Here is a 22,817-nt window from a genome sequence, read left to right as displayed (position 1 = left end):
ACAATACAAAAAACCAAAACATGAAAGCCAAATTACTTCTCTTCTGTTTACTCGCAACGTTTCAACTAAGCGCCCAGAAGTATCAAAAAATTCATAACAAAGCCATTTTGGTTGACACTCACAATGATTTTCTAAGCCAAACAATGGAGCGGAATCTGATTTTTGACACCGATTTAAAAGGTAGAACCCACAGCGACCTCAATAGGATGAAAGAAGGCGGCTTAGATGTTCAGTTTTTTTCTGTTTTTAGCGATGGTGAACAGGTAAATCCGTATGCCTTTGCCAACCGACAAATAGATAGTTTGGATGCCGTCATCAAACGGAATCCTGATAAAATTGTAAAAGTCACCAATTCCAAAGAGCTTTTAAAAGCGGTGAAAAAAGGTAAAATCGCGGCCTTAGTTGGCTTGGAAGGCGGTCATCAATTTGAAAACGATTTATCAAAATTGGAGGCTCTTTACAATCGTGGCACACGCTATATCACGCTGACGTGGAACAACTCCACCGATTGGGCAACAAGTGCTACCGATGAAACCAATCCAGAAGGTGCTAAAAATTCCGAAGGTAAAAATGGGCTTACAGCTTTTGGCAAACAAGTAGTCCAAAAGATGAACAGTTTGGGGATGCTAGTAGATATTTCGCACGTTGGTGAACAAACGTTTTACGATGTTATCGCTACCACCAAAAAACCCATTATTGCTTCCCACAGTTCGGTTTATACACTTTGTCCACATCCTCGAAATCTGAAAGACGACCAAATAAAAGCGATTGCAAAAAATGGCGGCGTAATTCAAATAAACTTTAATTCAGGGTTTATTGATCCAACTGTTGATAAAAGGGAAAGCGCCTTTCTTGAAAAACACAAAGCTGAAATAGATTCCCTAATGCAAGCTGGGATGAATCCATTTATCGCTCAAGAAAGTATATACAAAAAATATACTGACGAGTCAGAAGCTCTTCGTGCACCTTTTGATATGGTAATTCAACATATAGAATACGTCATCAATTTGGTAGGCGTGGATTATGTGGGCATCGGTTCAGATTTTGATGGAATTTTTCTACCACCAAAACAATTGGATGACGTTACCGATTACCCATTGATTACAAAAGCTTTGATTGAAAAAGGCTATAGCGAAAAAGCTATTGATAAAATTCTTGGCGGAAATCTGTTGCGGGTTTTAAAAGCGAATGAAACTAAATAATATCAATCAGTATGAAAACCATACTTAACATTACTCTTTTAAAAAACTTATTTCGCAAGATTAATTAAGTTTATAAAAGATGTGGATAATGGTTCTTTTAAATAAAGAGAAATTATGATTAAAAAAGACGAAGGTTTAAAAAGAAGGGTTGGAGTATTCGGCCTTTCGGCCAACATTATCAACATCATTATTGGCTCAGGTATTTTTGTATTACCTGCCATTGTAGCCAGCTATTTGGGAGCATCCAGCATCATTGCTTATCTTTTTTGTGGCTTGTTAATGGCAATGGTTATGCTTTGCTTTGCCGAAGCGGGAAGTAAAGTAACAAACACCGGCGGACCCTATACCTATATTGAAACAGCTTTTGGAGATTATGCTGGCTTTGTAGCGGGCTTTTTTGCTGTTGGAAGTAATCTGTTTGCAGATGCCGCAGTTTCTAACGCTTTGGTAAATGTTATTGCTTCGGCATACCCCATATTTGAAAACGGATGGCCTCGCTTTTTATTTTTATTTATTCTTTTTTATGGCTTGGTTTACATCAATGTGATTGGCTTAAAACAAGGGATGGGTTTGGTAAAGTTCAATACAATTGTTAAGCTAATACCATTGCTTTTATTAATTACTATTGGCTTTAAAGATGTTTCCGTAAGTAATTTGTATTTTCAAAATATGCCAAGTCTCAAAACATTAGGCGAAACATCACTTATTTTATTTTTTGCTTTTCAGGGTTGTGAAACGGGAATTATTGTTGGTGGGGAGGTTGTTAACCCAAAACGCACAATTCCGAGAGCTATTTTAATAAGTATTACAGCAGTTGTAGTTGTTTACGTGTTAATTCAAACCGTTTCTCAAGGTGTATTAGGGGATAGTTTACCCAATTTTAAAGCGGCGCCACTTGCTGAAACTGCCAAAGTGGTTTTTGGTCATTTTGGATATATGCTTTTAATTGTTGGCGCTGTCGTCTCTATGTTTGGATATATGAGTGGTACTATTCTTAATAGTCCAAGAATAGTTTATGCACTTTCAAGGGATAAGGTAATCCCTATAAAGGCACTTTCCAAAATTCACAAATCATTTGCTACGCCACATATAGCCATCATTATATATGCAACTATCGGTTTTATTCTAGCTGTTTCCGGCAGTTTTGAACAATTAGCAGTCATCGCTAGTAGTTCGATGCTAATTCTTTATTTAGGCGTCGCACTATCAGTAATGAAACTGCGCAAATCTCAAAAAGATTACACTGGCGGATTTAAAATTCCAGGAGGTTGGGCTGTACCCGTTTTAGCTATTGCTATAATCCTATACTTTTTATCAAGTCTTTCGGCACATGAAATGATTGGAACAGTTGCTTTCATCGGAATTCTAACTTTGATTTTTGGGTTTATTAAATTCTTGAAAAAGAAACCCGTATAATAAAGCTCTTTATAAAAATGACATTGTCAGGTCTACACCTAGGTTTAACCTCTTAAATACCCCATATTCTATTGTTTCGGTAACCATTTCTACCCCTTCGGAAAGTTTTAAAACGTCTTTGTCCAAAACCACTTCCTTTTTATGTTACTATTGGTTAGCTTCACTAAAAATGTCACGTATATCAAGGAGTATTTATAGGGATATTTTTAGTAACTTTAACACTATCCCCCACAACATAAGTCCCTCATTATACTTAACAAAAAATACCCAAAGGTCACTTTGGTAAATAAATAGTATAGTAATGAACGATAATCTTCAAAAAATAGTAGATTTTTTTGAATCAATAGAACACGTTTCTACTGAAGAAAAAAACGTTCTCACCAAAGCGGCTCAAGATACAGCTCGGGCATTAACTAAATCAGAATTTGAACTAGACATTGAAGCATCGCTGGAACGAATGAGAGCGGTGGCATTGACCATTCAAAAATCGAATGACCTTATCAAGGTTGCAGAGTCTTTATATAACGAACTACGTCTTTTAGATTTTACTAACATCCGCAACGCCCAAGTGGTCATTAACCTTGGTGACAATCAAAATTACCTGGTTTGCATTTACACAGAAGGCACCGCCGAAATATTTAAGGAATCTCGGTATGAAACCTCGCCCATAATACAAAACCTATACGATGAGCTGGACACCTCGCACAATGCCTTATACCAAAAAGAAATTAAGGATAAGGAATTTGAAGACTGGCTTACATGGAGAAAAAATACAACCTCAACATTCGATAAAAAATTACTTGAAGCCCGTTCGGTTTGTTTCTATCTATATTCTATTGGAGAAGGACATTTGGGTATTTCCACTTACAATTCCATCACAAAACAACAGCTTGAAATACTAAAAAGATTTAGAAATGTTTTTGAACTAGCCTATCGGCGGTTTATGGATGTTGCTAAAGCAGAAGAGCAAGCTGAGAATCTTAAACTGGAAAAAGAGACATTGGAAAAAACCCTTATTGAACTTAAAGCTACACAATCGCAACTCATCCATTCTGAAAAAATGGCAAGCCTTGGGGAACTGACCGCTGGTATTGCCCACGAAATCCAAAACCCACTCAACTTTGTCAATAATTTTTCTGAAATAAGTATGGAACTGCTCGAGGAAATGCTCGAAGAATTAAACAGTGGCAATATCGAAGAGGTCAAATTTATAACAAAAGATGTTATTCAGAATTTAGAAAAAACACTGTACCACGGTAAACGCGCCGATGGTATTGTGAAAGGAATGTTACAACACAGCCGGAAAAATACGGATGAAAAAAAATATGCAGATATAAATGCATTGGCCGATGAATATTTAAGGCTAGCGTATCATGGTTTACGAGCGAAGGATAAATCATTCAACGCAACATTAGAAACAGATTTTGATGAATCTATTGGGAAAGTATATTTAATTCCGCAGGATATGGGACGTGTGATTTTGAATTTATTAAACAATGCATTCTATGCGGTAAATGATAAAAAACAACAAAATCTTAAATACTATCAACCTACCGTTTCCATCAGCACCAAAAAAAACAAAGAGAAAATTGAAATAAAAATTTCGGACAATGGGAATGGCATTCCACAAAATATTTTGGATAAAATATTTCAACCCTTTTTTACAACTAAACCTACAGGAGAGGGAACAGGGTTGGGCTTGAGCCTGAGTTATGATATTGTAAAAGCGCAAAGTGGAGAGTTGAAAGTACAAACTAAAAAAGAGAAAGGCACTACATTTATTATCGAGCTCCCCTTGCATCAAAAAAAAGACCAAAACCAAAAGAGCGATACACCAAAGTAACGATGAAAACAAATAAATACATATTTCAGATTATTTTCTTCAGCCTTGCGGTATTGTTAATCGTTTCTTGTAATTCAAACCAACCACAAAAGGGACAAAGCATTTTTGAAAAACACGATACCATTTTACCACCAGTAGTTATTCCTGCTGGAAAACCCGTTGTGAATAAACTTTCCGATTTACAAGCTCCCAAAACTATTCTATTATCCCAAAGGCCCGAACCCATAAAGACTTCCGCAGGATTCTATGTGGATATGCAAAACTTCAACACCCAGCAAGGGCTGGCAATGAGCAGTATTCTTTGTGGTTATAAAGATAGTGTAGGTAACCTATGGTTTGGTACTTCTGGCAACGGGGTGAGCAAATATAACGGGAAGGCATTTATCAACTTCACATCCGCACACGGTCTTATTCATAATCTCATCAACTCTATAACTGAGGATAGTAAAGGAAACATTTGGTTTGGCACATACGGCGGTGTAAGCAAGTATAACGGCAAAACATTTGAAAATTTTACAGTTGAAGATGGTCTTCCAGACAATGATGTTTTTAAAATAATAGAAGATAGCAAAGGGGTTATTTGGGCAGGAACCGACAAAGGTATTTGTAGCTTCAATCCAAACCATAAAATTATTAATCAAAAGCCTTTTAAAAGATATGAAGTTTTGAAAAGTCCCGTAAATGATATTATGGAAGACAGCCAAAGCCAATTATGGTTTGCAGGTAGCGAAGGGATTTGGAAACTTGCTACTAACGGTAAACTGCTAAATTTTTCAGAAAAATTTAATTTAAAAAACAAAACGGCAATAGCCATCGCCGAAGATACTAATGGAACAATATGGCTAGGCACCCAACAGGCTCTTTGCAGATATAAACCCGCAAAATCTGGTTCACTTGAAGAAAGCTTCAAACCCCTCACCCTTGCAGATGGTTTGGTGGACAACGATATTACGTGCGTTACTATAGACAGCCAAGGTAGCGTTTGGGTGGGCACAATGGAAGGCGTTTCAAAATATGAAAAACAAAACAACAACTTTATAAACTTTACCAAGGAACAAGCTCTCGCATTTAACAGAGTAAATAGCATTACAGAAGATGAAGCAGGTAGCCTTTGGTTTGGAACCTATGGTGGCGGACTGGATAGGTACGATGGGCAGACCGTTTTGGAATACACAAATAAGCAAGGCCTTCCAGGCGAAGCCATTTATGCCACCACACAGGACGATGACGGGAATATGTGGTTTGCTCCATCCAATGCAGGTATTGTAAAATACACGAAAAAAAATGAGACCCCTTATGAAGGTACCTACATAAACTATACTCCTACTCATGGACTTTTGGGGCATACCCAATATGCTGCAGCAAAAGACCAAGAGGGCAACTTGTATTTTGGAGGGTATGCAGGTCTAAGTAAATTTACTGGGAACTCGTTTATAAATTACACCGTAAATAATGGTTTGCCAGCTAATGAAATTACCACTCTTTATAACGATACTAAAAACCGCCTCTGGATTGGAACCTATAATAACGGAATAGGCGTATTTGACGGTAAATCGTCTCGAAATTTCAATACAGAACAGGGCCTTGTACACAAAACGATTTGGGGGTTTTGGGAAGACAACCAAGACAATCTATGGATTGCCACAAGAGGTGGTTTGAGCCGATATGATGGTAAAAACTTTATGAACTTTACTAAAGATCAAGGTTTGCCAGACAATAAACTTTCATCGGTAATACAAGATAAAAACGGGAACATAATCATAGGCAGTTGGGGTGGCGGTATTTCCGTCATTAAAAAAGAACGGCTTGAAAAATTGGAAAATATAGATGCCAATCAAACCGAAAACATTTTCGAAAACTTTAGCACGACACAAGGCTTGGCCAATGATGTGGTGTACCACATTATAGAAGATTACAACGGCAACATAGTAATAGGTACCAATGTAGGTTTTACTGTATTTAAAGGAGGTATTGCTTCAGAAAAGGGAAAAATAGCTAAAGATGGAATAGAAAATTATAATGAAAACACAGGGTATTCCATTAAAGACATTAGCAACAACGAGAGTATGCTTGAAGAAGAAAAAGGCATAATCTGGGCAGGAACCGGGGATAAATTGGTGCGTTTTGATTACGGAAGCGTCCAAAGAAGCTCCACCCCTCCAAAAGTTTTCCTTGAAAACATTAAAATAAACAACGAGCTTATAAGCTGGCACAGTCTTGAATGGGGCCGAAAAAATAATTCGCTTTTAACAGAAAAAAACAACACTACTCCTTCGTATATTACCGATGAGCTGCTCACTTTTAAAAGAAAACTCTCCACAAGCACTCTGGATAGTATGGTACATAGATACCGGAACGTCCGTTTTGATAGCATTCAATCGTTTTACGCAATTCCCAAAAATTTGGAACTCCCCTACTCCAATAACAACATTAGTTTTGATTTTTTAGGAGTGGAAACCACACGACCGCAATTGTTGCGCTACCAATATATATTACGAGGGTACGATGAACACTGGAATCCTATAACCGAAAACAGTTCGGCCAGCTTTGGTAATATTCACGAAGGCAAGTACACGTTTTTGGTAAAAGCCAAAAGTCCAAATGGGCTCTGGAGCGAACCACTGGAGTACCACTTTACAATACTCCCGCCTTGGTACCGCACTTGGTATGCTTATCTGTTTTATGCTTTATTATTTTTTATCGGTTTGTTCTATTTGGATAGGTTTCAGCGAAAGCGTGTTTTATTCAATGAGCATCAAAAAGGAATACAACGTGAACTTAAACATGCGAAGGAAATTGAAAAAGCGTATACCGAGCTTAAGTCCACACAGGTACAGCTTATTCATTCAGAAAAAATGGCATCATTGGGCGAGCTCACCGCCGGAATTGCACACGAAATACAAAATCCATTGAATTTCGTTAACAATTTTTCTGAAGTGAGTAATGAGCTTTTAGCCGAAATGAACGAAGAAGTCAACAAAGGGAATATAGAAGAAGCTAAAAGCATTTCTTCAGAAATTAAAAAAACCATTGAAAAAGTCACCCATCACGGCAAGCGAGCCGAAGAAATAGTAAAGGGAATGCTCCAACACAGTCGTACTAGTAGCGGTATCCAAGAACCAACAGACATTAACAAACTAGTTGATGAGTATTTAAGATTGGCATATCATGGACTTCGAGCCAAGGATAAAAATTTCAATGCTACTTTAGAAACCAATTATGACGATTCCATCGGAAAAATTGAAATAATTCCGCAAGACCTGGGCCGTGTAGTCCTAAATTTATTGACCAATGCCTTTTATGCATGTGCTGAGCGGCTTGTAGAGAATAAAGTAGGATTGAACAGAAGTACTGAAGATGAAAGAGGAAAAAATTCAGACATAAAAGAGTATCGACCAACTGTTTCGGTTTCAACAAAAAAATTGAAAAATAAAATTGAAATTTCAGTAAAAGACAACGGCAACGGAATCCCAAAATATGTTTTAGATAAAATATATCAGCCCTTTTTTACCACCAAGCCTACGGGGCAAGGAACTGGGTTGGGTTTAAGTATGAGTTACGATATTGTAAAAGCGCATGGAGGTGAGATTACTGTTGAAACTGAAGAGCATGAAGGAACTATATTTTCCGTCTTATTACCCGACCCAAAAAAAGCATCCAAACCTTTAAAAGTTCTATATGAATCGACCAAATAAGAATATAGCAGAGGAGACCAACTTGAACTCCCTAACGCATCAATTAAAACAGCGTGAGGCCGAACTATCCTTGTTGAACAGCATACAGGAAGCCATCAACAAAGAGATTGGTATGCAAGGAATTTATAATATGGTTGGAGATAAAATTAGGGATTTGTTTGATGCCCAGGTTGTAGGTATTTACACCATAGATCACGACAAGCAAATGGAAATTTTTAATTTCTTATATGAAGATGGCGAACTTATTAGCCCCAAACCTCGAAAGTTAGATGCCGTAAGAAAACTCTTGATCGATAAAAAAGAACTTATTTTAATAGATAAAGATCTTCCTAAAAAGGTTGCAAAAATTTCTGGAATGCCAGCAACAGCTGTTCCAGGCACGAAGTTGCCAAAATCAATTTTATTAGTCCCAATGGTAGTTAGAAACAATGTGTCTGGCTATGTGAGCATTCAGAATTTGGATCGGGAACTTGCTTTTTCAACTAATGATGTGAAATTACTGGAGACCATAGCCAATAGTATGAGTGTTGGACTGGAAAATGCTAGACTTTTCAATGAAGCAGAACAACGAAATGCCGAATTGTCTGTAATCAATAGTGTGCAGCAAGGTTTGGTTGCCGAAATGAATATGCAGGGAATTTACGATTTGGTCGGTGAGCGAATCCGAAATCTGTTTGATGCACAAGTAACCGGCATTTATTCTTTTGACCATGATACAAATATGGAACACTTTCATTATTTGTTTGAGGATGGCGAACGAATCTACCCTGAGCCCAGGCCGTTGAATCATTTACGAAACTGGATTATAACAAACCGTTCCTTGCTTCTGGTAAATGAAAATGTGGATCAGCAAATCTTTAAAATTACCGGTAAAAAGAATGTAGCTGTTCCCGGCACACGATTGCCACAATCCATGCTTTTTGTTCCATTAATGGTAGGAGAAGTTGTTAAGGGGTGTGTTAGTCTTCAAAACCTTGATAAAGAACAGGCTTTTAACTCTTCAGATGTTCGGTTATTGAGTACACTAGCAAACAGTATGAGCGTCGCCTTAGAAAACGCAAGACTTTTTAATGAAGCGGAGCAACGAAATGCAGAACTAGCAGTAATTAACGGCGTACAGCAAGGTTTGGTTGCTGAGATGGATATGCAGGGTATTTATGAATTGGTGGGCGAACGAATACGATCTTTATTTAATGCTCAAGTAGTTGCCGTTTCAACCTTTAATCACAAAGAAGGTCTAGAAGAATTCAACTATATTTTTGAAGACGGCCAGAGGTTTACGCTAGAGCCACGCCCCATTGACACGCTTCGAAAAAAAATTATCATATCGAAAAAGCTGCTCTATTTAAATGAAAATGTAGATGAAATGTGGACAGCGATTACGGGTGAAGTCCCAACAGTTCTTCCTGGCACCCAATTTACTAAATCTGCACTCTACGTCCCTATGATTACAGGAAAGGAAGTAAGGGGTTACGTTAGTTTACAGAATGTGGAAAGTGAAAATGCCTTTTCTGAATCTGATATAAGACTATTAAGTACGCTTGCAAATAGTATGACGGTAGCCTTAGAAAACGCTCGACTCTTTAACGAAACGGCTCGCCTTCTAGAAGAAACAAAACAGCGTGCCACCGAATTACACACCGTTAACAAGATAAGTCATGCCTTGGTTTCCCAACTCGACCTTAAATCGCTTATAAAACTGATTGGTGATCAGATGCTTCAAACGTTTAATGCAGATATTGTGTATTTGGCAATCCACGACCGAAAGGCCAATATGCTTCACTTTCCATATATGTATGGCGAAGATGATGCAAATTCAAGGGAATTCGGCAACGGAATTACCGAAAAAATAATAATCAGTAAAGAACCACTGCTCATCAATGAAGATATGGAACGAGCCTATGAGGAAATCAAAGCCGAAAAAAAAGGAAAATGGGTGCAATCATATCTTGGAGTTCCCATCGTTATTGGCGATACTGCTACAGGTGTTATTAGTGTTCAAAGTACAGAAAGGCAGAATCGTTTTAATGAATACGATTTGCGATTATTGAAAACAATTGCTGCCAATGTTGGTGTTGCTATGCAAAATGCCGAAGCCTACAAGAAACTTCAAATTGCTTTAAAAGAATTAGAATCTGCACAAGAACAATTAATTCAGCAAGAAAAGCTTGCCTCCTTAGGCCAACTTTCTGCAGGTATCGCTCATGAGATTAAGAACCCCCTGAATTTTGTCAATAATTTTTCTGAATTGAATTTAGAACTTATTGATGAAGTATTAGATGAACTTAAAAAAACCGCTAAAAGTGATGAAAAGGAAGAGATTAAATCTATTCTAGAAGATGTAGTTGCAAACCAAAAGAAGATACATCAACATGGCTCAAGGGCTGACAGTATTGTCAAGTCTATGCTGTTACATAGTCGTGGTGGCAATGGTATTAAGGAAGCTTCGCAGATAAACGATATGCTTAAAGAATATGTTAATCTTGCATTCCACGGTATGCGTGCTGGAAAAAAGCCGATGAATGTGTCCTTAGATTTTCAGTTAGATGCCTCGATCCGTAAAGTGCCAGTTATCATCGAAGATATTAGTCGGGTTATCCTCAATCTTTGTAATAATGCTTTTGATGCCATGTACGAACGACTCAAAAAAGAAAGCACAGAAGGCACCTACCAGCCTAAACTAACCATCAAGAGCTTCGAAAAAAACCATGCTGTAATGATTGCGATTCGAGACAATGGTTTTGGTATCCCTATAGAGCTTCAAGATAAAATATTAATGCCCTTTTTTACAACAAAAAGAGGTACTGAAGGCACCGGATTAGGGCTTTCTATTACAAACGATATTATAAAAGCCCACGGTGGCAGTTTACAAGTTGAATCGAAAAAAGGAGATGATTCGTTTACGAAATTCATAATTAAATTACCAATCTAAAAATATATAAACATGAAAATTTTAATAGTAGATGACGAGCGGGATGTGGAGACCTTGTTCCGTCAAAAATTTAGAAAAGAAATTAGGAACAACAAACTGGAATTAACTTTTGCCTTCTCTGGTCAAGAGGCCTTAGATATTTTACAAGAGCAAGATCCGCCGGAAGTAGTTTATGTCTTTTCAGATATCAATATGCCAGGAATGACAGGCTTGGTATTGTTAGAGCACATTAAAAAGAAATTTCCAACGATTAGTGTATCGATGATTTCTGCCTATGGCGACACCGAAAATTATACCAAGGCAATGGATTCAGGTGCTAAAGAGTTTTTTACTAAACCAATTGATTTTGAATCCTTACGAAAAGAAATAGGAACGCTCATCTAATTGAGAGAAAAATCAGTGAACGAATACTTTTTTAAATAATAGAAATCATGGCAAAGATATTAGTAGTTGACGACGAAGCAGATTTGGAAATGCTTATTAAGCAGAAGTTCCGAAAACAGATACGTGGAGGCGAATATGAGTTTTATTTTGCCAAAAACGGAAGAGTCGCTCTAGAAAAATTGGGGACCGAACCTGAGATGGACATTGTGTTGAGCGACATTAATATGCCTGAAATGGACGGACTTACCCTATTGACCAAACTCAACGAACTGAGTCCGCTTATAAAATCGGTTATCGTTTCGGCATACGGAGATATGGAAAATATCCGTACAGCCATGAACCGTGGGGCTTTCGATTTTATCACCAAACCCATCAACTTTGAAGACCTAACCCTCACGATGGAGAAAACTTTAAAGCACGCTAAGCTATTAAAAGAAACATTGCAAGCCGTAAAAGAAAATAACATCTTAAAAATGTATGTGGACGAAAATGTGCTCAATTTTATGGGCAAGAAAGAGTTTGAATCTATCATTATGGCCAACGAAACCATAGAAGCTTCGGTTATGTTCGTCGATATTTGTGGCTTTACATCTATAAGTGAAACAGCTTCGGCCGATACAGTGGTGACTTTAATCAACTCGTATTTTGATGTAATGGTGAAAGAAATTATGGAACAAAAAGGATACATCGATAAATTTATTGGCGATGCAATTATGGCTGTCTTTACTGGCGAGTACCATTTAGACCGGTCTATAGACGCTGCCTTGGCCGTATGTGGAAAGATAAATAGTTTGCCAGCCTTTGGAAGACAGCTACAATTTAAACCCAAGGTGTCCATTGGGATAAAAAGCGGAGATATGATTACCGGCAATATCGGTTCCGAAAGCTTAAAACGCTTAGATTACACTGTTATTGGCGATACGGTCAACACCGCTGCAAGACTTCAAGGAGCCGCCGAAGAAAACCAAATTATCATTAGTGAAGCCTGTTATAACAAAGTGAAAGAATCCTTTAGATGTGAAAAAGTGGGCAATATTTCACTAAAAAACAAAGCAAACCCAATGACTATTTATCAAGTCTTGGAGTAAAATCAACCTGAGGTTTGAGACATTAGATATAAGAAGAATTGATCAACCTATTTAAAATGTATTATCAATGGAAACAAACGACCCACAAAAAAAAACACAGAAAATAGAAGCACAGATCAAAAAACCTTCGCACACCGAAGAATTGGTAGATCATTATTGGGGTAGCATCAATTATGTATTTGGACTCATAAAAGCTTCCGAAATAAAAGCGGGACTTATCCTTTCGTTTTACGGAATCTTGCTGAATTTTATTTACCAGAATATAGGCGTTATGTTGATTCAAGCGTCAAAAGATATACCGTTGTATGTACTCCTGGGATTGTGGTTTGCTTGTACGGTAACCTCCATTTATTTCAGTATTCGTTGTTTTATGCCCAGAATTGAGGCTAAATACGATAAAAATATGTTCTTTTTTGGAGATGTAGTCACCAAGTTTGGAAACATCAAGGAGTTTTCAAGGATTTTTTATAAAACAAGCTTGGACGAAGAAGAGTTATTTGACCAGTTGGGACAACAGATATTTATCATTTCAAAAATTGCAACCTATAAATTCAGGAATGTAAACAGATCGCTGCGGTTATTGGCGTTAGGTCTTCTCTTTTTATTGATTGTTGTGGTGTATACTTTGTTAATTGAACTTTAGTGATTATTCGAATACTAAAAATAAAATAGATCAATTATAGTTGTCAACCCTATTAGGTAATAATAAATAGCACTTTCTGGTATTGTTAAAAATTGCTTCATTTCTATTTGCTTACTTCCTTAAAAAAGCTATCTTTGCACGCGATTTAATCCAACCTCTGGCGAAAACCGTGTATGTTGTTTTAAACAAGAACTATAGATAAACAAAACAATGGAATCGTTAATTAAATTTGTTCAGGACGAATTTGTAACTAAAAAAGAATTTCCAAAATTCGGTGCTGGTGATACGATCACTGTGTATTATGAAATTCGTGAAGGTGATAAAACAAGAACTCAGTTTTTTAGAGGAGTTGTTATCCAAATTAAAGGTACAGGTACTTCCCAAACATTCACCATTAGAAAAATGTCTGGTACAGTTGGTGTAGAGCGTATCTTCCCAATGAACTTACCTGCATTACAAAAAATTGAGATCAACAAAACAGGTAGCGTACGTAGAAAACGTATTTACTACTTTAGAGGTCTTACTGGTAAAAAAGCCAGAATTAGAGAAAAGCGTAGCTAAACTCTCTTTTTATAGAAGAACAAAAAAGCGATCTATTTCAGGTCGCTTTTTTTATGAACAAATGTTAATAACCAATGTTTGCAAACTGTTTATATTAAACCGATTACATTATTTGTATAATTGAAAAAGGGTTTTATATTTACACTATCAAAATGATGTAACAGTCATTGCGAAAACATAAAGTAACGTTCTTTATACATCTTTTTTTAATTGTTCGAGAAGCTAACAATCTCACGAAAGTTAGTTTTGAGATTAAAAAAAGTAGAGGCAAATTTTAGGTTTACTGTCTATTTATATAGTACAAAACCGTTCTAAAAAATTTGTTCTCGACTGTTGAAATCGCGTCACAGCTGCAGGGGTTTAATAAACTTGCTTTACATTGTAAAAAATGAGCTGGCAACGACATGTTTCACAAGGAGCCATATCAAGGTAGCAATACGATGATATGGCTTTTCTTGTTTTTAGATAGGAGATATTAGATTTGAGACGTAAGACTAAATGACAATTAACACTAAAGATTAATAGCGTCCTAAACTTTCTTAAACTATCAATCCAACCTACTATTATTGTTGATTTCTAATAAATTTTGAATTATTAAATTTAAATTTTTAAAAGTTCTTATTTCGGCCTATCGAAAATTTATCGTAAAATTTGAAATGAGAGTGTTGTTACAATTTTAGGCTGTGTGAGCATGCAAAATTCACAAAGTGACCCTAATTTTCAAAGCGAGTTCCTAAAATTTAGACACCGAATAATAAATTTAGATAAAGTTTCGTAAGCCTAGATTTTTTTGGTTCGTTTTTTCATCAATGGAAAAAATGAACAAGTATAATATTCAAACAGAAGTAACTAATGACCGGACCTTTCCTTTTTTCTGAAAGAAAACACGTTATCCTTTTCACTTTAATTTTAAGTATCTTTACAAAAAATTGAAATCACATAGCAGCTTATGAAGCTAAGAGCCGATAGTCTAGTTAAATCATATAAAGGACGTAAAGTAGTAAAAGGAATTACCGTTGAAGTAAACCAGGGAGAAATTGTTGGTTTATTAGGTCCCAATGGTGCCGGAAAAACTACCTCTTTTTATATGATTGTGGGATTGATAAAACCAAATGGCGGGCAAATTTTTTTGGAAGGAACCAATATTACCAAATTCCCTATGTACAAAAGGGCGCAAAACGGAATTGGCTATTTGGCACAAGAAGCTTCTGTTTTTAGAAAGTTGAGCATTGAAGATAATATTTTAAGTGTGCTACAGTTGACTAAGCTCTCCAAAAAAGAGCAGTACATGAAAATGGAGTCACTTATTGAAGAATTTGGGTTAGGTCATATTCGAAAAAGTCGTGGCGATTTATTAAGTGGTGGTGAACGTCGCCGTACCGAAATTGCTCGTGCCTTAGCAACGGATCCTCATTTTATTTTATTGGACGAACCTTTTGCCGGGGTTGATCCTGTTGCGGTAGAAGACATTCAGCGCATTGTAGCCCAATTAAAAGACAAAAACATTGGTATTCTTATTACCGATCACAACGTACAGGAAACCTTAGCCATTACTGACAGAACCTACCTAATGTTTGAAGGTAGTATTTTAAAACACGGCGAGCCGGAAGACCTTGCCAATGACGAAATGGTTCGTAAAGTATATTTAGGCCAAAACTTTGAACTTCGGAAGAAAAAGTTGTTTCAAGATTAATAATTAGTCGTGTCCGACTAAGACATGAGACCGCTCCGCTTTTAGATGATAGATATTTGATTAAACTTATAAGTAACAATATAAAAACCCCAAAACAACAAGCTGTTTCAGGGTTTTCCTTTTTTTCTACTTGTTATTTAGTTTTTTAACGATTTCATATCAATTACAAATCGGTATTTCACATCAGAGTTTACAACTCGTTCGTATGCATCGTTGATGTTTTGAATATCAATCATTTCTACATCGCAAGTAATGTTGTGCTCACCACAGAAATCTAACATTTCTTGGGTTTCTTTTATTCCGCCAATTACAGATCCTGCAACGCTTTTTCTACCTATAATCAAGCCTCCACCGTGAATTGGGTCTAACGGCTCAATGGCTCCAACCATCACCATAGTTGCATCTCTTTTTAACAAGGCTATATATGGATTGGTATCGTGCCCAACCGGTACGGTATTCAGTAGAAAATCGAACGAGTTGGCATGCTCTTCCATTTGTTTTTCATCTTTCGAAATCAAAACGGAATCAGCCCCTAAACTTTTGGCATCATCACTTTTAGACGGTGACGTAGTAATCATAACTACATGGGCTCCCATAGCGCTAGCAAATTTTACGCCCATATGGCCTAAACCACCTAAACCAATTACACCTACTTTATCACCTTTTTTAACATTCCAGTGTTGTAGTGGTGACCAGGTTGTTATTCCTGCACACAATAAAGGTGCGGTTGCTTTAATGTCGATGTTTTCAGGAATGGATAAAACAAATTCTTTATCCACTACTATTTTTTCGGAGTACCCTCCAAAGGTATGACCGCCCAAATGTTCGTCTTTACCATCATAAGTCATAATGGCTCCGTTTTCGCAATATTGTTCCAATCCTTCTTTACAAGAATCACATGTTTGACAAGAATCTACCATACACCCTACTCCTACTAAATCGCCTTCTTTAAAGTTTTTTACTTTATCGCCCACATTTAAAACACGGCCCACGATTTCGTGTCCAGGAACAACTGGGTATTTGGCTCCACCCCAATCATCATTTACCGTATGGATATCACTATGGCAAACGCCACAGTATAAAATATCAATTTCTACGTCGGTTGCCTTTACATTTCGCCTTTCAATATCTAAAGGTTTTAAATTTTCTTTTTCAGCGTGTGCTGCATATGCTTTTACTTCACTCATAGTTTATTTTTCTTTTATTGAAAAATACTAAAACTACTGTGTAAACACATCGATTTCCACGTGTTTAACCTAACTTTATCATCTAGCGATTTATAAATAATAGTTCCGAAGAAAGAAAAACGTAATTATTTATTGTTAGATAAGAGAGAGAGTATAATATAAATTCCGATAATAACCGGAATAGCAATAAACTTTAAAACCAATACGGCGATTAAGCAAATTGCAATAAAAACATACCGCAACAAATTACTTTTAACATCCCAGGTTTTAAATTTTAATGCAAAAAGTGGGATTTCCGCATTTAATAGAACACAACTGAATACGGTTAATCCAATTAAAACCCACGGATTTAATATAACCGCTTCTATTCCTTCAAAATACTGAAAGTGTAGTATTAGTGGTAAACTCAATATTAATAGTGCATTTGCAGGAGTAGGAAGCCCTATAAAACTACTAGTCTGTCTGGTATCCACATTAAATTTTGCCAAGCGATATGCCGAAGCCACTGCAATAAGCAACCCGATAAAAGGGATATAGGTATTTAAACCACTGTTCCAACTATCTTCAGTAAAAATATCTGTAATAATTAAGGGGTGGCCTAAGGTAGCTTCCGATAACAGCTGAACCATCACAATTGCCGGTGCCAATCCACTTGTTATCATATCGGCTAAAGAGTCCAGTTCTAAGCCAACATCACTTTGTGCATTAAAGACGCGTGCGGCGAGACCATCAAAAAAATCGAAGAAGATTCCGAAGAACACAAAAAATGAAGCAGTTATCAAATCGCCCGAAACGGCAAAAAGTACGGCAACACTTCCGCAAAGTAAATTTAACGACGTGATGATGTTAGGTATCTGTTTTATCATATTATGGGTGTCTGTTTGTAAAAATAGCAAAGTATTTTCGTCTAACCATGTATAAATACAATATGTAGCTAAAATTATAGTTTACTATTGTGTAAAATTGTAAGATATTTGCGCAAAATTTTAAGCTTGAAGAAGAAACTATTTTTACTTTTTTTAATAATCGGTGTAGCCGCCCAATCACAAACCACGAGAAAATACTCGAATGAGTTTATGAATATTGGGGTGGATGCTGCTGCGTTTGGTATGGCGAATGCGGTTACTGCTTCTTCTGGAGATGTAAATTCAGGCTACTGGAACCCTGCAGGTTTGGTAGCGCTGGAAGACAATCAACTTTCTTTAATGCACGCCTCCTACTTTGCCAACATTGCTAACTACGATTATGGAGCTTTTGCTATGCCGCTGGATGACCGGAGTGTTGTCGCTTTATCAGTAATCCGTTTTGGTGTAGATGACATTTTAAACACGACACAACTTATAGATGATCAAGGAAATATTGATTACAACCGTATTAGTTTGTTCTCTACAGCCGATTATGGGGTTACTTTTTCCTATGCCCGAGCGTTGCCATTAGATGGTCTAAATGTCGGTGTGAATGCAAAAGTAATTAGAAGAATCATAGGTGATTTTGCTTCCTCTTGGGGTTTCGGCTTTGATGCCGGACTTCAATTTAATACAGGAGATTGGAAGTTTGGTTTAATGGCGCGTGATATCACTACTACCTTTAATGCCTGGAGTATTGATGAAGATGAATTTGCTACCATACAAGGTGCTGTGGAAGGGCAAAATCAGGAATTGCCTGAAACTACTGAAATTACAATTCCTAAACTACAATTAGGAGTTTCTAGAAAGTTTGTATTCCATTATGACTTTTCATTGTTGGCCGAAGTGGATTTTAATTTCCGTTTTGCCCAAACCAATGATATTTTTTCTACGTCTTTTACGAGTATGACACCCGCTGCCGGACTTCAGTTTGGGTACATCGATTTGGTATTTATACGCGCCGGAGTCGGTAATTTTCAAAACATCCAGCAACTAGACGGAAGTGATTCTGTAGGCTTTCAGCCCAATATTGGCGTTGGTTTTAAATACAAAGGTATTCAAGTAGATTACGCTTTAACCGATATTGGTGACCAAAGTGCCGCACTGTATTCGAACGTCTTTTCGTTGAAGCTGGATTGGAGCGTTTTTAGATAATTTACACTTTCTTATTTCTGAAATTTTCCGAAGTATACAAAGAAAGCTTATTTTTGAAGTAGCAATTTAAAACCTACTGTTCTGAACGCAAAACTTTTCTTTTCCAAACCGTTATATCTTTTTATAACCGTATTGTTCTTTTTTCTGAATACTCCAGTAAAAGCACAATATACGTCCTTGTCTGAAAGTGCCGAAGTAAGTATTTTAACTATTGGACCTGGCGGTCAATTATATGATAAATTTGGTCATAGTGCTTTCCGTGTAGAAGATAAAAATAAGAATCTAGACATTGTATTTAATTATGGTGTATATGACTTTAATACGCCTAATTTCTACACCAAATTTGCAAGAGGAAAATTGTTATACCAACTCGGAGTTAGTTATTATGAGCCGTTTTATAAAAGTTATGTAGCACAAAATCGATGGGTAAAACAGCAAACACTTAATTTAACCTATTCTGAAAAGCAAGCGGTCTTTAATTTTCTTCAGAATAATGCCAAACCCGAAAACCGAAAGTACAAATATGATTTCTTTTACGACAATTGCGCTACAAAAATTCGCGATGTGCTTAAAGAAGTTTTGGGCGAGCAGCTCCAATATAACGCCGATTTTGTGAAGGAAGAACAGACCTTCCGAGAATTAATTCAGAAAAACTTATACTGGAACACTTGGGGAAGTTTAGGGATTGATGTTGCATTGGGAGCCGTAATCGATAAACAAGCCACTGCTTGGGAGTATCAATTTCTACCCAATTATATTTTTAAAGCTGCTGAAACGGCCGTAATCACCCGAAATGGCAACAAAGAACCATTGGTACAAGACACCTCTACCCTATTCAAAAACAAGCCTACTGAAGGAAATCCTTTCTTTTTTACGAGTCCGTTGTTTATTTTTGGATTGATTGGGTTATTGATTGTATTTATAACCTTTAAAGACCGAAAAAATAACACCAGAAGTCGTTTCTTGGATGCTACTACTTTTTTAATCACGGGCTTAATTGGTGTGTTTTTACTGTTACTTTGGGTAGCAACCGACCATACCGCTACGGCCAATAATTATAATTTATTGTGGGCTTTTCCATTAAGCTTGTTGCTAATAGGCGTTATTGTGAAGCGGTTTCCTAAACAATGGGCACGAAAATATGTGTTCTTTTTAATCGTGTTATTAGGTTTGTTAACAATCCATTGGATAACGGGAGTACAGGTTTTTGCAACTGCGCTACTTCCTTTATTGGTTGCTTTGGCTATTCGGTATATTTTCTTGATTGGGTATTTGAAGAGGGAATAAAGCCGGATGCTTCAATATACTTCGACAGGCTCAGCACATAGCGTTTTGCTAATGCAAAACACTCAGCAACCTTATATTAGTCTATTTAGCTGAATATCTACTTACGGTGGTTGAGTGAGTTAGGAAGACTGGTAAGGATTACGAATTAGTAACGAAACCAATACTGAACACGGTGGCTTCGATACACTTTTCGTTTTATGTTATTTTGGCTATCATTTTAGCATTGTAAAAAAACGAAAACCACTCAGCCACCTCTATTTTAATATTGTTTTTAAAAAAATATAATAATTTTACTATTCACTATTCACTATTTACTGAATACTGCTAACTGCATACTTGTCCTGAGCGGCCTGCACTGAGTGAAGTCGAAGTGAACCGAAGGGCTGAACTATTGTCCTCTAAAAAAGATTATGGTACTTAGGGTTTTCAATATAATTTTGCTATCTAAGAAAAAACTACGACGTTTAATGTAGTATAGGTCGTATTGTAGCTTTTCAAGTGCATCTTCTTGAGTCATTCCGTATTTGGCATTTACTTGAGCCCACCCAGTAACACCGGGCTTTACTAAATGCCGTATTTCATAAAATGGAATTTGCTGTGATAAAGTTTTTACAAACATGGGGCGTTCTGGTCTGGGGCCAATCACACTCATGTCACCTTTAATAACATTTATAAATTGTGGTATTTCATCAATTCGGGTACGTCTTAAAAATTTTCCGAAGTATGTAATACGCGTATCTTTCTTTTTGGCATATTGCGCTCCATCTTTTTCTGCATCAATCACCATACTTCGTAATTTATATATTTTGAAAGTATTACCATTTGTACCCACACGCTCCTGTTTATAGAAAAGAGGACCTCTATTTCCTAATAAATTTCCGATAATGATAAGAGGAGATATTAAAACACCGAATAGTAACCCAATAATTGAAAACAAAAGATCCATTAAACGATGAAAAAATAGGTACAATTTATTTTGATTGCTCCGACTGAAGGGAAAATAACGGTAAAAGTCTTCTGCAATAAATTGAACTGGAACTTTACGATTTAATTCTTCATAAACATGAGTGTATTCCTTAATAGGCATTCCTTTTTCCAACACCCTAATAAGCTGATTGTTTAAAGGAATGGTCATTTCTTCAGTTTTTGACAGCGCGACTACTATTTCAGAAATACTATGCTTATCAACCGTTTCAGAAATTGAGTCATTCTCAAATTCAATTAGTTTTTGAGTTTGATAGGGTGTGTTCGCTGTATTTACATAACCAATCACCCGATAATTGGGATCTGAAGTTTCCAAAGAACACGCTACTTGCTCTATGGTTTCAGAACTGCCTATAAGCATAACTCTTTTAAAGAACCGAGGAGCAGAAATAAAAGTGATATAAGCATACCGCCAAATAAATAAAGCAACGTTGATTGCGAGAAAGAAGTAAACAATCTGTAATCTGTTTGCTGGTAATGTTGGGGTGTAAAAAGGGGTCAATAAATAAAACAGTACCGTTACCGAAGCAGTAAACACAATGTTCTGTATTACCGTTTCCAACTTACTGGCTTTTTGTAGGTTGTACAATTCAAAAATAGTGGCAAAAATAGTGAGATATAGCGCCAATACAATGGACCAAACCCAATGCTCGGAGTTTATTTTAAAATAATCAAAATTGAACACCTGCCCTATTCCGTAAAGTAAGAGGAGTACGCTTACAATATCGAAAATACGTAGTAGAATCTTCCGCTCGGAAATTTCAAAATGAATGCTTCCTTTTTGGGTCATGGATTCGTTGTTGAAGGCATAAATTTAGAAAAAATTAAGAATTTAAGAGCGTTTTCCATTTTTCTTTCACTACGTTCCAGTCAAAACGTTCGGCTTTTTTTCTTGCATTCAAGGATATTGTCCTATAGTCCAAGTCTTTATTAAGGATTTTTTGAATCTTGTCTGAAAATATTTCTGCATTATCTGGAACTACCAAAAGCCCGTCCACATCATCCTCGATTAAAAAAGGAACGCCACCTGCATTTGTAGATACGACCGGTAAGCCCAACGCCATAGCCTCTATCACGCTAACGGGGGTATTGTCCACATTGGTGGTGTTAATAAATATGTCATAATCCTCTGAGCGCCTTATCCATTCTGCTTTAGGTAATCCCCCTGTGAATGTTACCGGTAATTTCTTCTTATCTGAATACGCCTTACACGCTCTGTAAGTATCATCTTTTTCCGGGCCAATCATACAAAGTTCGGAATTTTTATAACCTGCTTTCAATAGCGCTTCCAAAATATGCAGGGCAAGCATGGGATTGTATATTTTTGAAAAGGAACGCACCCATAGTAGTTTGGGCTGTATATCCTTTCGAAGTAAAAAAGGATAGTTATCTATTTGTATGGTATTAGGAATATAAGTAAGCTTGGTATAACCTCCTTTTTTAAAAGCCTCTAATAAATAACGGGAAGGCGCGACATTGGTGATTGCATTACCAAATAATTTCCGACTTTGTTTTTTGTTTTTTTTTAGTCGGGAAGGTAGATTTCCACCTCTTAAAATCGGGATATATGGTAAGCCAAAGGTTCTGCACATAACACCAATAATGACAGCATATTGAAAATTTATAGTACTGTAGGTGTCAATTAAAACAAAGGATGTGTTTTTGGAATGGTAGATTGTATTCCACATCATATCCAACATTCGTAAAATTTTATTTTTTTTTGAAGAGACAGTCACTACTTCATAACCTTCTTGTTGTAAAAAAAGCCCTAAGGTTTCAATAGAAGTAACAGTGGCTCCTTTTTTTGACAATTTGTTCCCTATGTAGAGTATTTTTTTCAAG

At 36.6% G+C, this 22,817-nt stretch carries 16 protein-coding genes; 12 read left to right on the top strand and 4 right to left on the bottom strand.

All coding sequences use genetic code 11. From position 1 onward, the window contains the following. Window positions 1–20: 20 nt before the first annotated feature. The 10 genes from DZ858_RS08520 (at window position 21) to lptB (ending at window position 15,457) form a co-directional block, all read left to right on the top strand. A complete protein-coding gene (locus DZ858_RS08520) occupies window positions 21–1,202 on the top strand; it encodes a dipeptidase (RefSeq protein WP_117159135.1) in 1,182 nt (393 codons plus the stop codon). Between the two features lie 114 nt (window positions 1,203–1,316). Next, window positions 1,317–2,618 (top strand): APC family permease, encoded by a 1,302-nt coding sequence (locus DZ858_RS08515; protein WP_117159134.1) that lies wholly within the window; start codon window positions 1,317–1,319, stop codon window positions 2,616–2,618. A 301-nt stretch (window positions 2,619–2,919) separates the two neighbouring features. Further along, window positions 2,920–4,461 (top strand): sensor histidine kinase, encoded by a 1,542-nt coding sequence (locus DZ858_RS15315; RefSeq protein ID WP_239990745.1) that lies wholly within the window; start codon window positions 2,920–2,922, stop codon window positions 4,459–4,461. Between the two features lie 2 nt (window positions 4,462–4,463). Continuing rightward, entirely contained in the window at window positions 4,464–8,156 is a 3,693-nt protein-coding gene (locus DZ858_RS08505; RefSeq protein WP_117159133.1) for a sensor histidine kinase, read from the top strand. After that, window positions 8,140–11,088 (top strand): GAF domain-containing sensor histidine kinase, encoded by a 2,949-nt coding sequence (locus DZ858_RS08500; protein ID WP_117159132.1) that lies wholly within the window; start codon window positions 8,140–8,142, stop codon window positions 11,086–11,088. Before DZ858_RS08505 ends, DZ858_RS08500 begins: the two co-directional genes overlap by 17 nt. A gap of 12 nt (window positions 11,089–11,100) precedes the next feature. Next, window positions 11,101–11,472 carry a response regulator gene (locus DZ858_RS08495; protein ID WP_117159131.1) on the top strand — a complete coding sequence of 124 codons (372 nt, stop codon included), beginning with the start codon at window positions 11,101–11,103 and terminating at the stop codon, window positions 11,470–11,472. A 47-nt stretch (window positions 11,473–11,519) separates the two neighbouring features. Further along, entirely contained in the window at window positions 11,520–12,560 is a 1,041-nt protein-coding gene (locus DZ858_RS08490; protein ID WP_117159130.1) for an adenylate/guanylate cyclase domain-containing response regulator, read from the top strand. Between the two features lie 67 nt (window positions 12,561–12,627). After that, a complete protein-coding gene (locus DZ858_RS08485; protein WP_117159129.1) occupies window positions 12,628–13,203 on the top strand; it encodes a Pycsar system effector family protein in 576 nt (191 codons plus the stop codon). 210 nt (window positions 13,204–13,413) lie between these two features. Beyond that, window positions 13,414–13,764, top strand: a complete 351-nt coding sequence (gene rplS, locus DZ858_RS08480; protein WP_117159128.1) for a 50S ribosomal protein L19 — start codon at window positions 13,414–13,416, stop codon at window positions 13,762–13,764. Between the two features lie 949 nt (window positions 13,765–14,713). Beyond that, entirely contained in the window at window positions 14,714–15,457 is a 744-nt protein-coding gene (gene lptB / locus DZ858_RS08475; RefSeq protein ID WP_117159127.1) for an LPS export ABC transporter ATP-binding protein, read from the top strand. 137 nt (window positions 15,458–15,594) lie between these two features. Here the strand turns inward: lptB and DZ858_RS08470 are convergent, their stop codons facing one another. Then, on the bottom strand, window positions 15,595–16,644 hold the full coding sequence (locus tag DZ858_RS08470) for an NAD(P)-dependent alcohol dehydrogenase (RefSeq protein ID WP_117159126.1): 1,050 nt from the start codon (window positions 16,642–16,644) through the stop codon (window positions 15,595–15,597). Between the two features lie 125 nt (window positions 16,645–16,769). Further along, the gene (locus DZ858_RS08465) at window positions 16,770–17,510 is read right to left on the bottom strand and encodes a CDP-alcohol phosphatidyltransferase family protein (RefSeq protein ID WP_117159125.1); all 741 of its coding nucleotides are present in this window, start codon (window positions 17,508–17,510) and stop codon (window positions 16,770–16,772) included. A gap of 126 nt (window positions 17,511–17,636) precedes the next feature. On the opposite strand from DZ858_RS08465, the gene DZ858_RS08460 reads away from it, so the two are divergent. Together DZ858_RS08460 and DZ858_RS08455 are read left to right on the top strand one after the other, a co-directional pair. Beyond that, entirely contained in the window at window positions 17,637–18,704 is a 1,068-nt protein-coding gene (locus tag DZ858_RS08460; RefSeq protein WP_117159124.1) for a putative type IX sorting system protein PorV2, read from the top strand. A gap of 132 nt (window positions 18,705–18,836) precedes the next feature. Next, complete coding sequence (locus DZ858_RS08455; protein WP_239990744.1) at window positions 18,837–19,991, top strand: lipoprotein N-acyltransferase Lnb domain-containing protein; 1,155 nt, start codon at window positions 18,837–18,839, stop codon at window positions 19,989–19,991. A 388-nt stretch (window positions 19,992–20,379) separates the two neighbouring features. On the opposite strand, the gene DZ858_RS08450 is transcribed toward DZ858_RS08455, so the two are convergent. Together DZ858_RS08450 and DZ858_RS08445 are read right to left on the bottom strand one after the other, a co-directional pair. Beyond that, window positions 20,380–21,765 (bottom strand): sugar transferase, encoded by a 1,386-nt coding sequence (locus tag DZ858_RS08450; RefSeq protein ID WP_117159123.1) that lies wholly within the window; start codon window positions 21,763–21,765, stop codon window positions 20,380–20,382. 34 nt (window positions 21,766–21,799) lie between these two features. Continuing rightward, a complete protein-coding gene (locus DZ858_RS08445; protein WP_239990743.1) occupies window positions 21,800–22,816 on the bottom strand; it encodes a glycosyltransferase family 4 protein in 1,017 nt (338 codons plus the stop codon). Window position 22,817 lies beyond the last annotated feature (1 nt).

Source organism: Marixanthomonas ophiurae, from assembly GCF_003413745.1.
Taxonomy (GTDB): domain Bacteria; phylum Bacteroidota; class Bacteroidia; order Flavobacteriales; family Flavobacteriaceae; genus Marixanthomonas; species Marixanthomonas ophiurae.
This window is presented reverse-complemented; position numbering and strand designations above follow the sequence as displayed.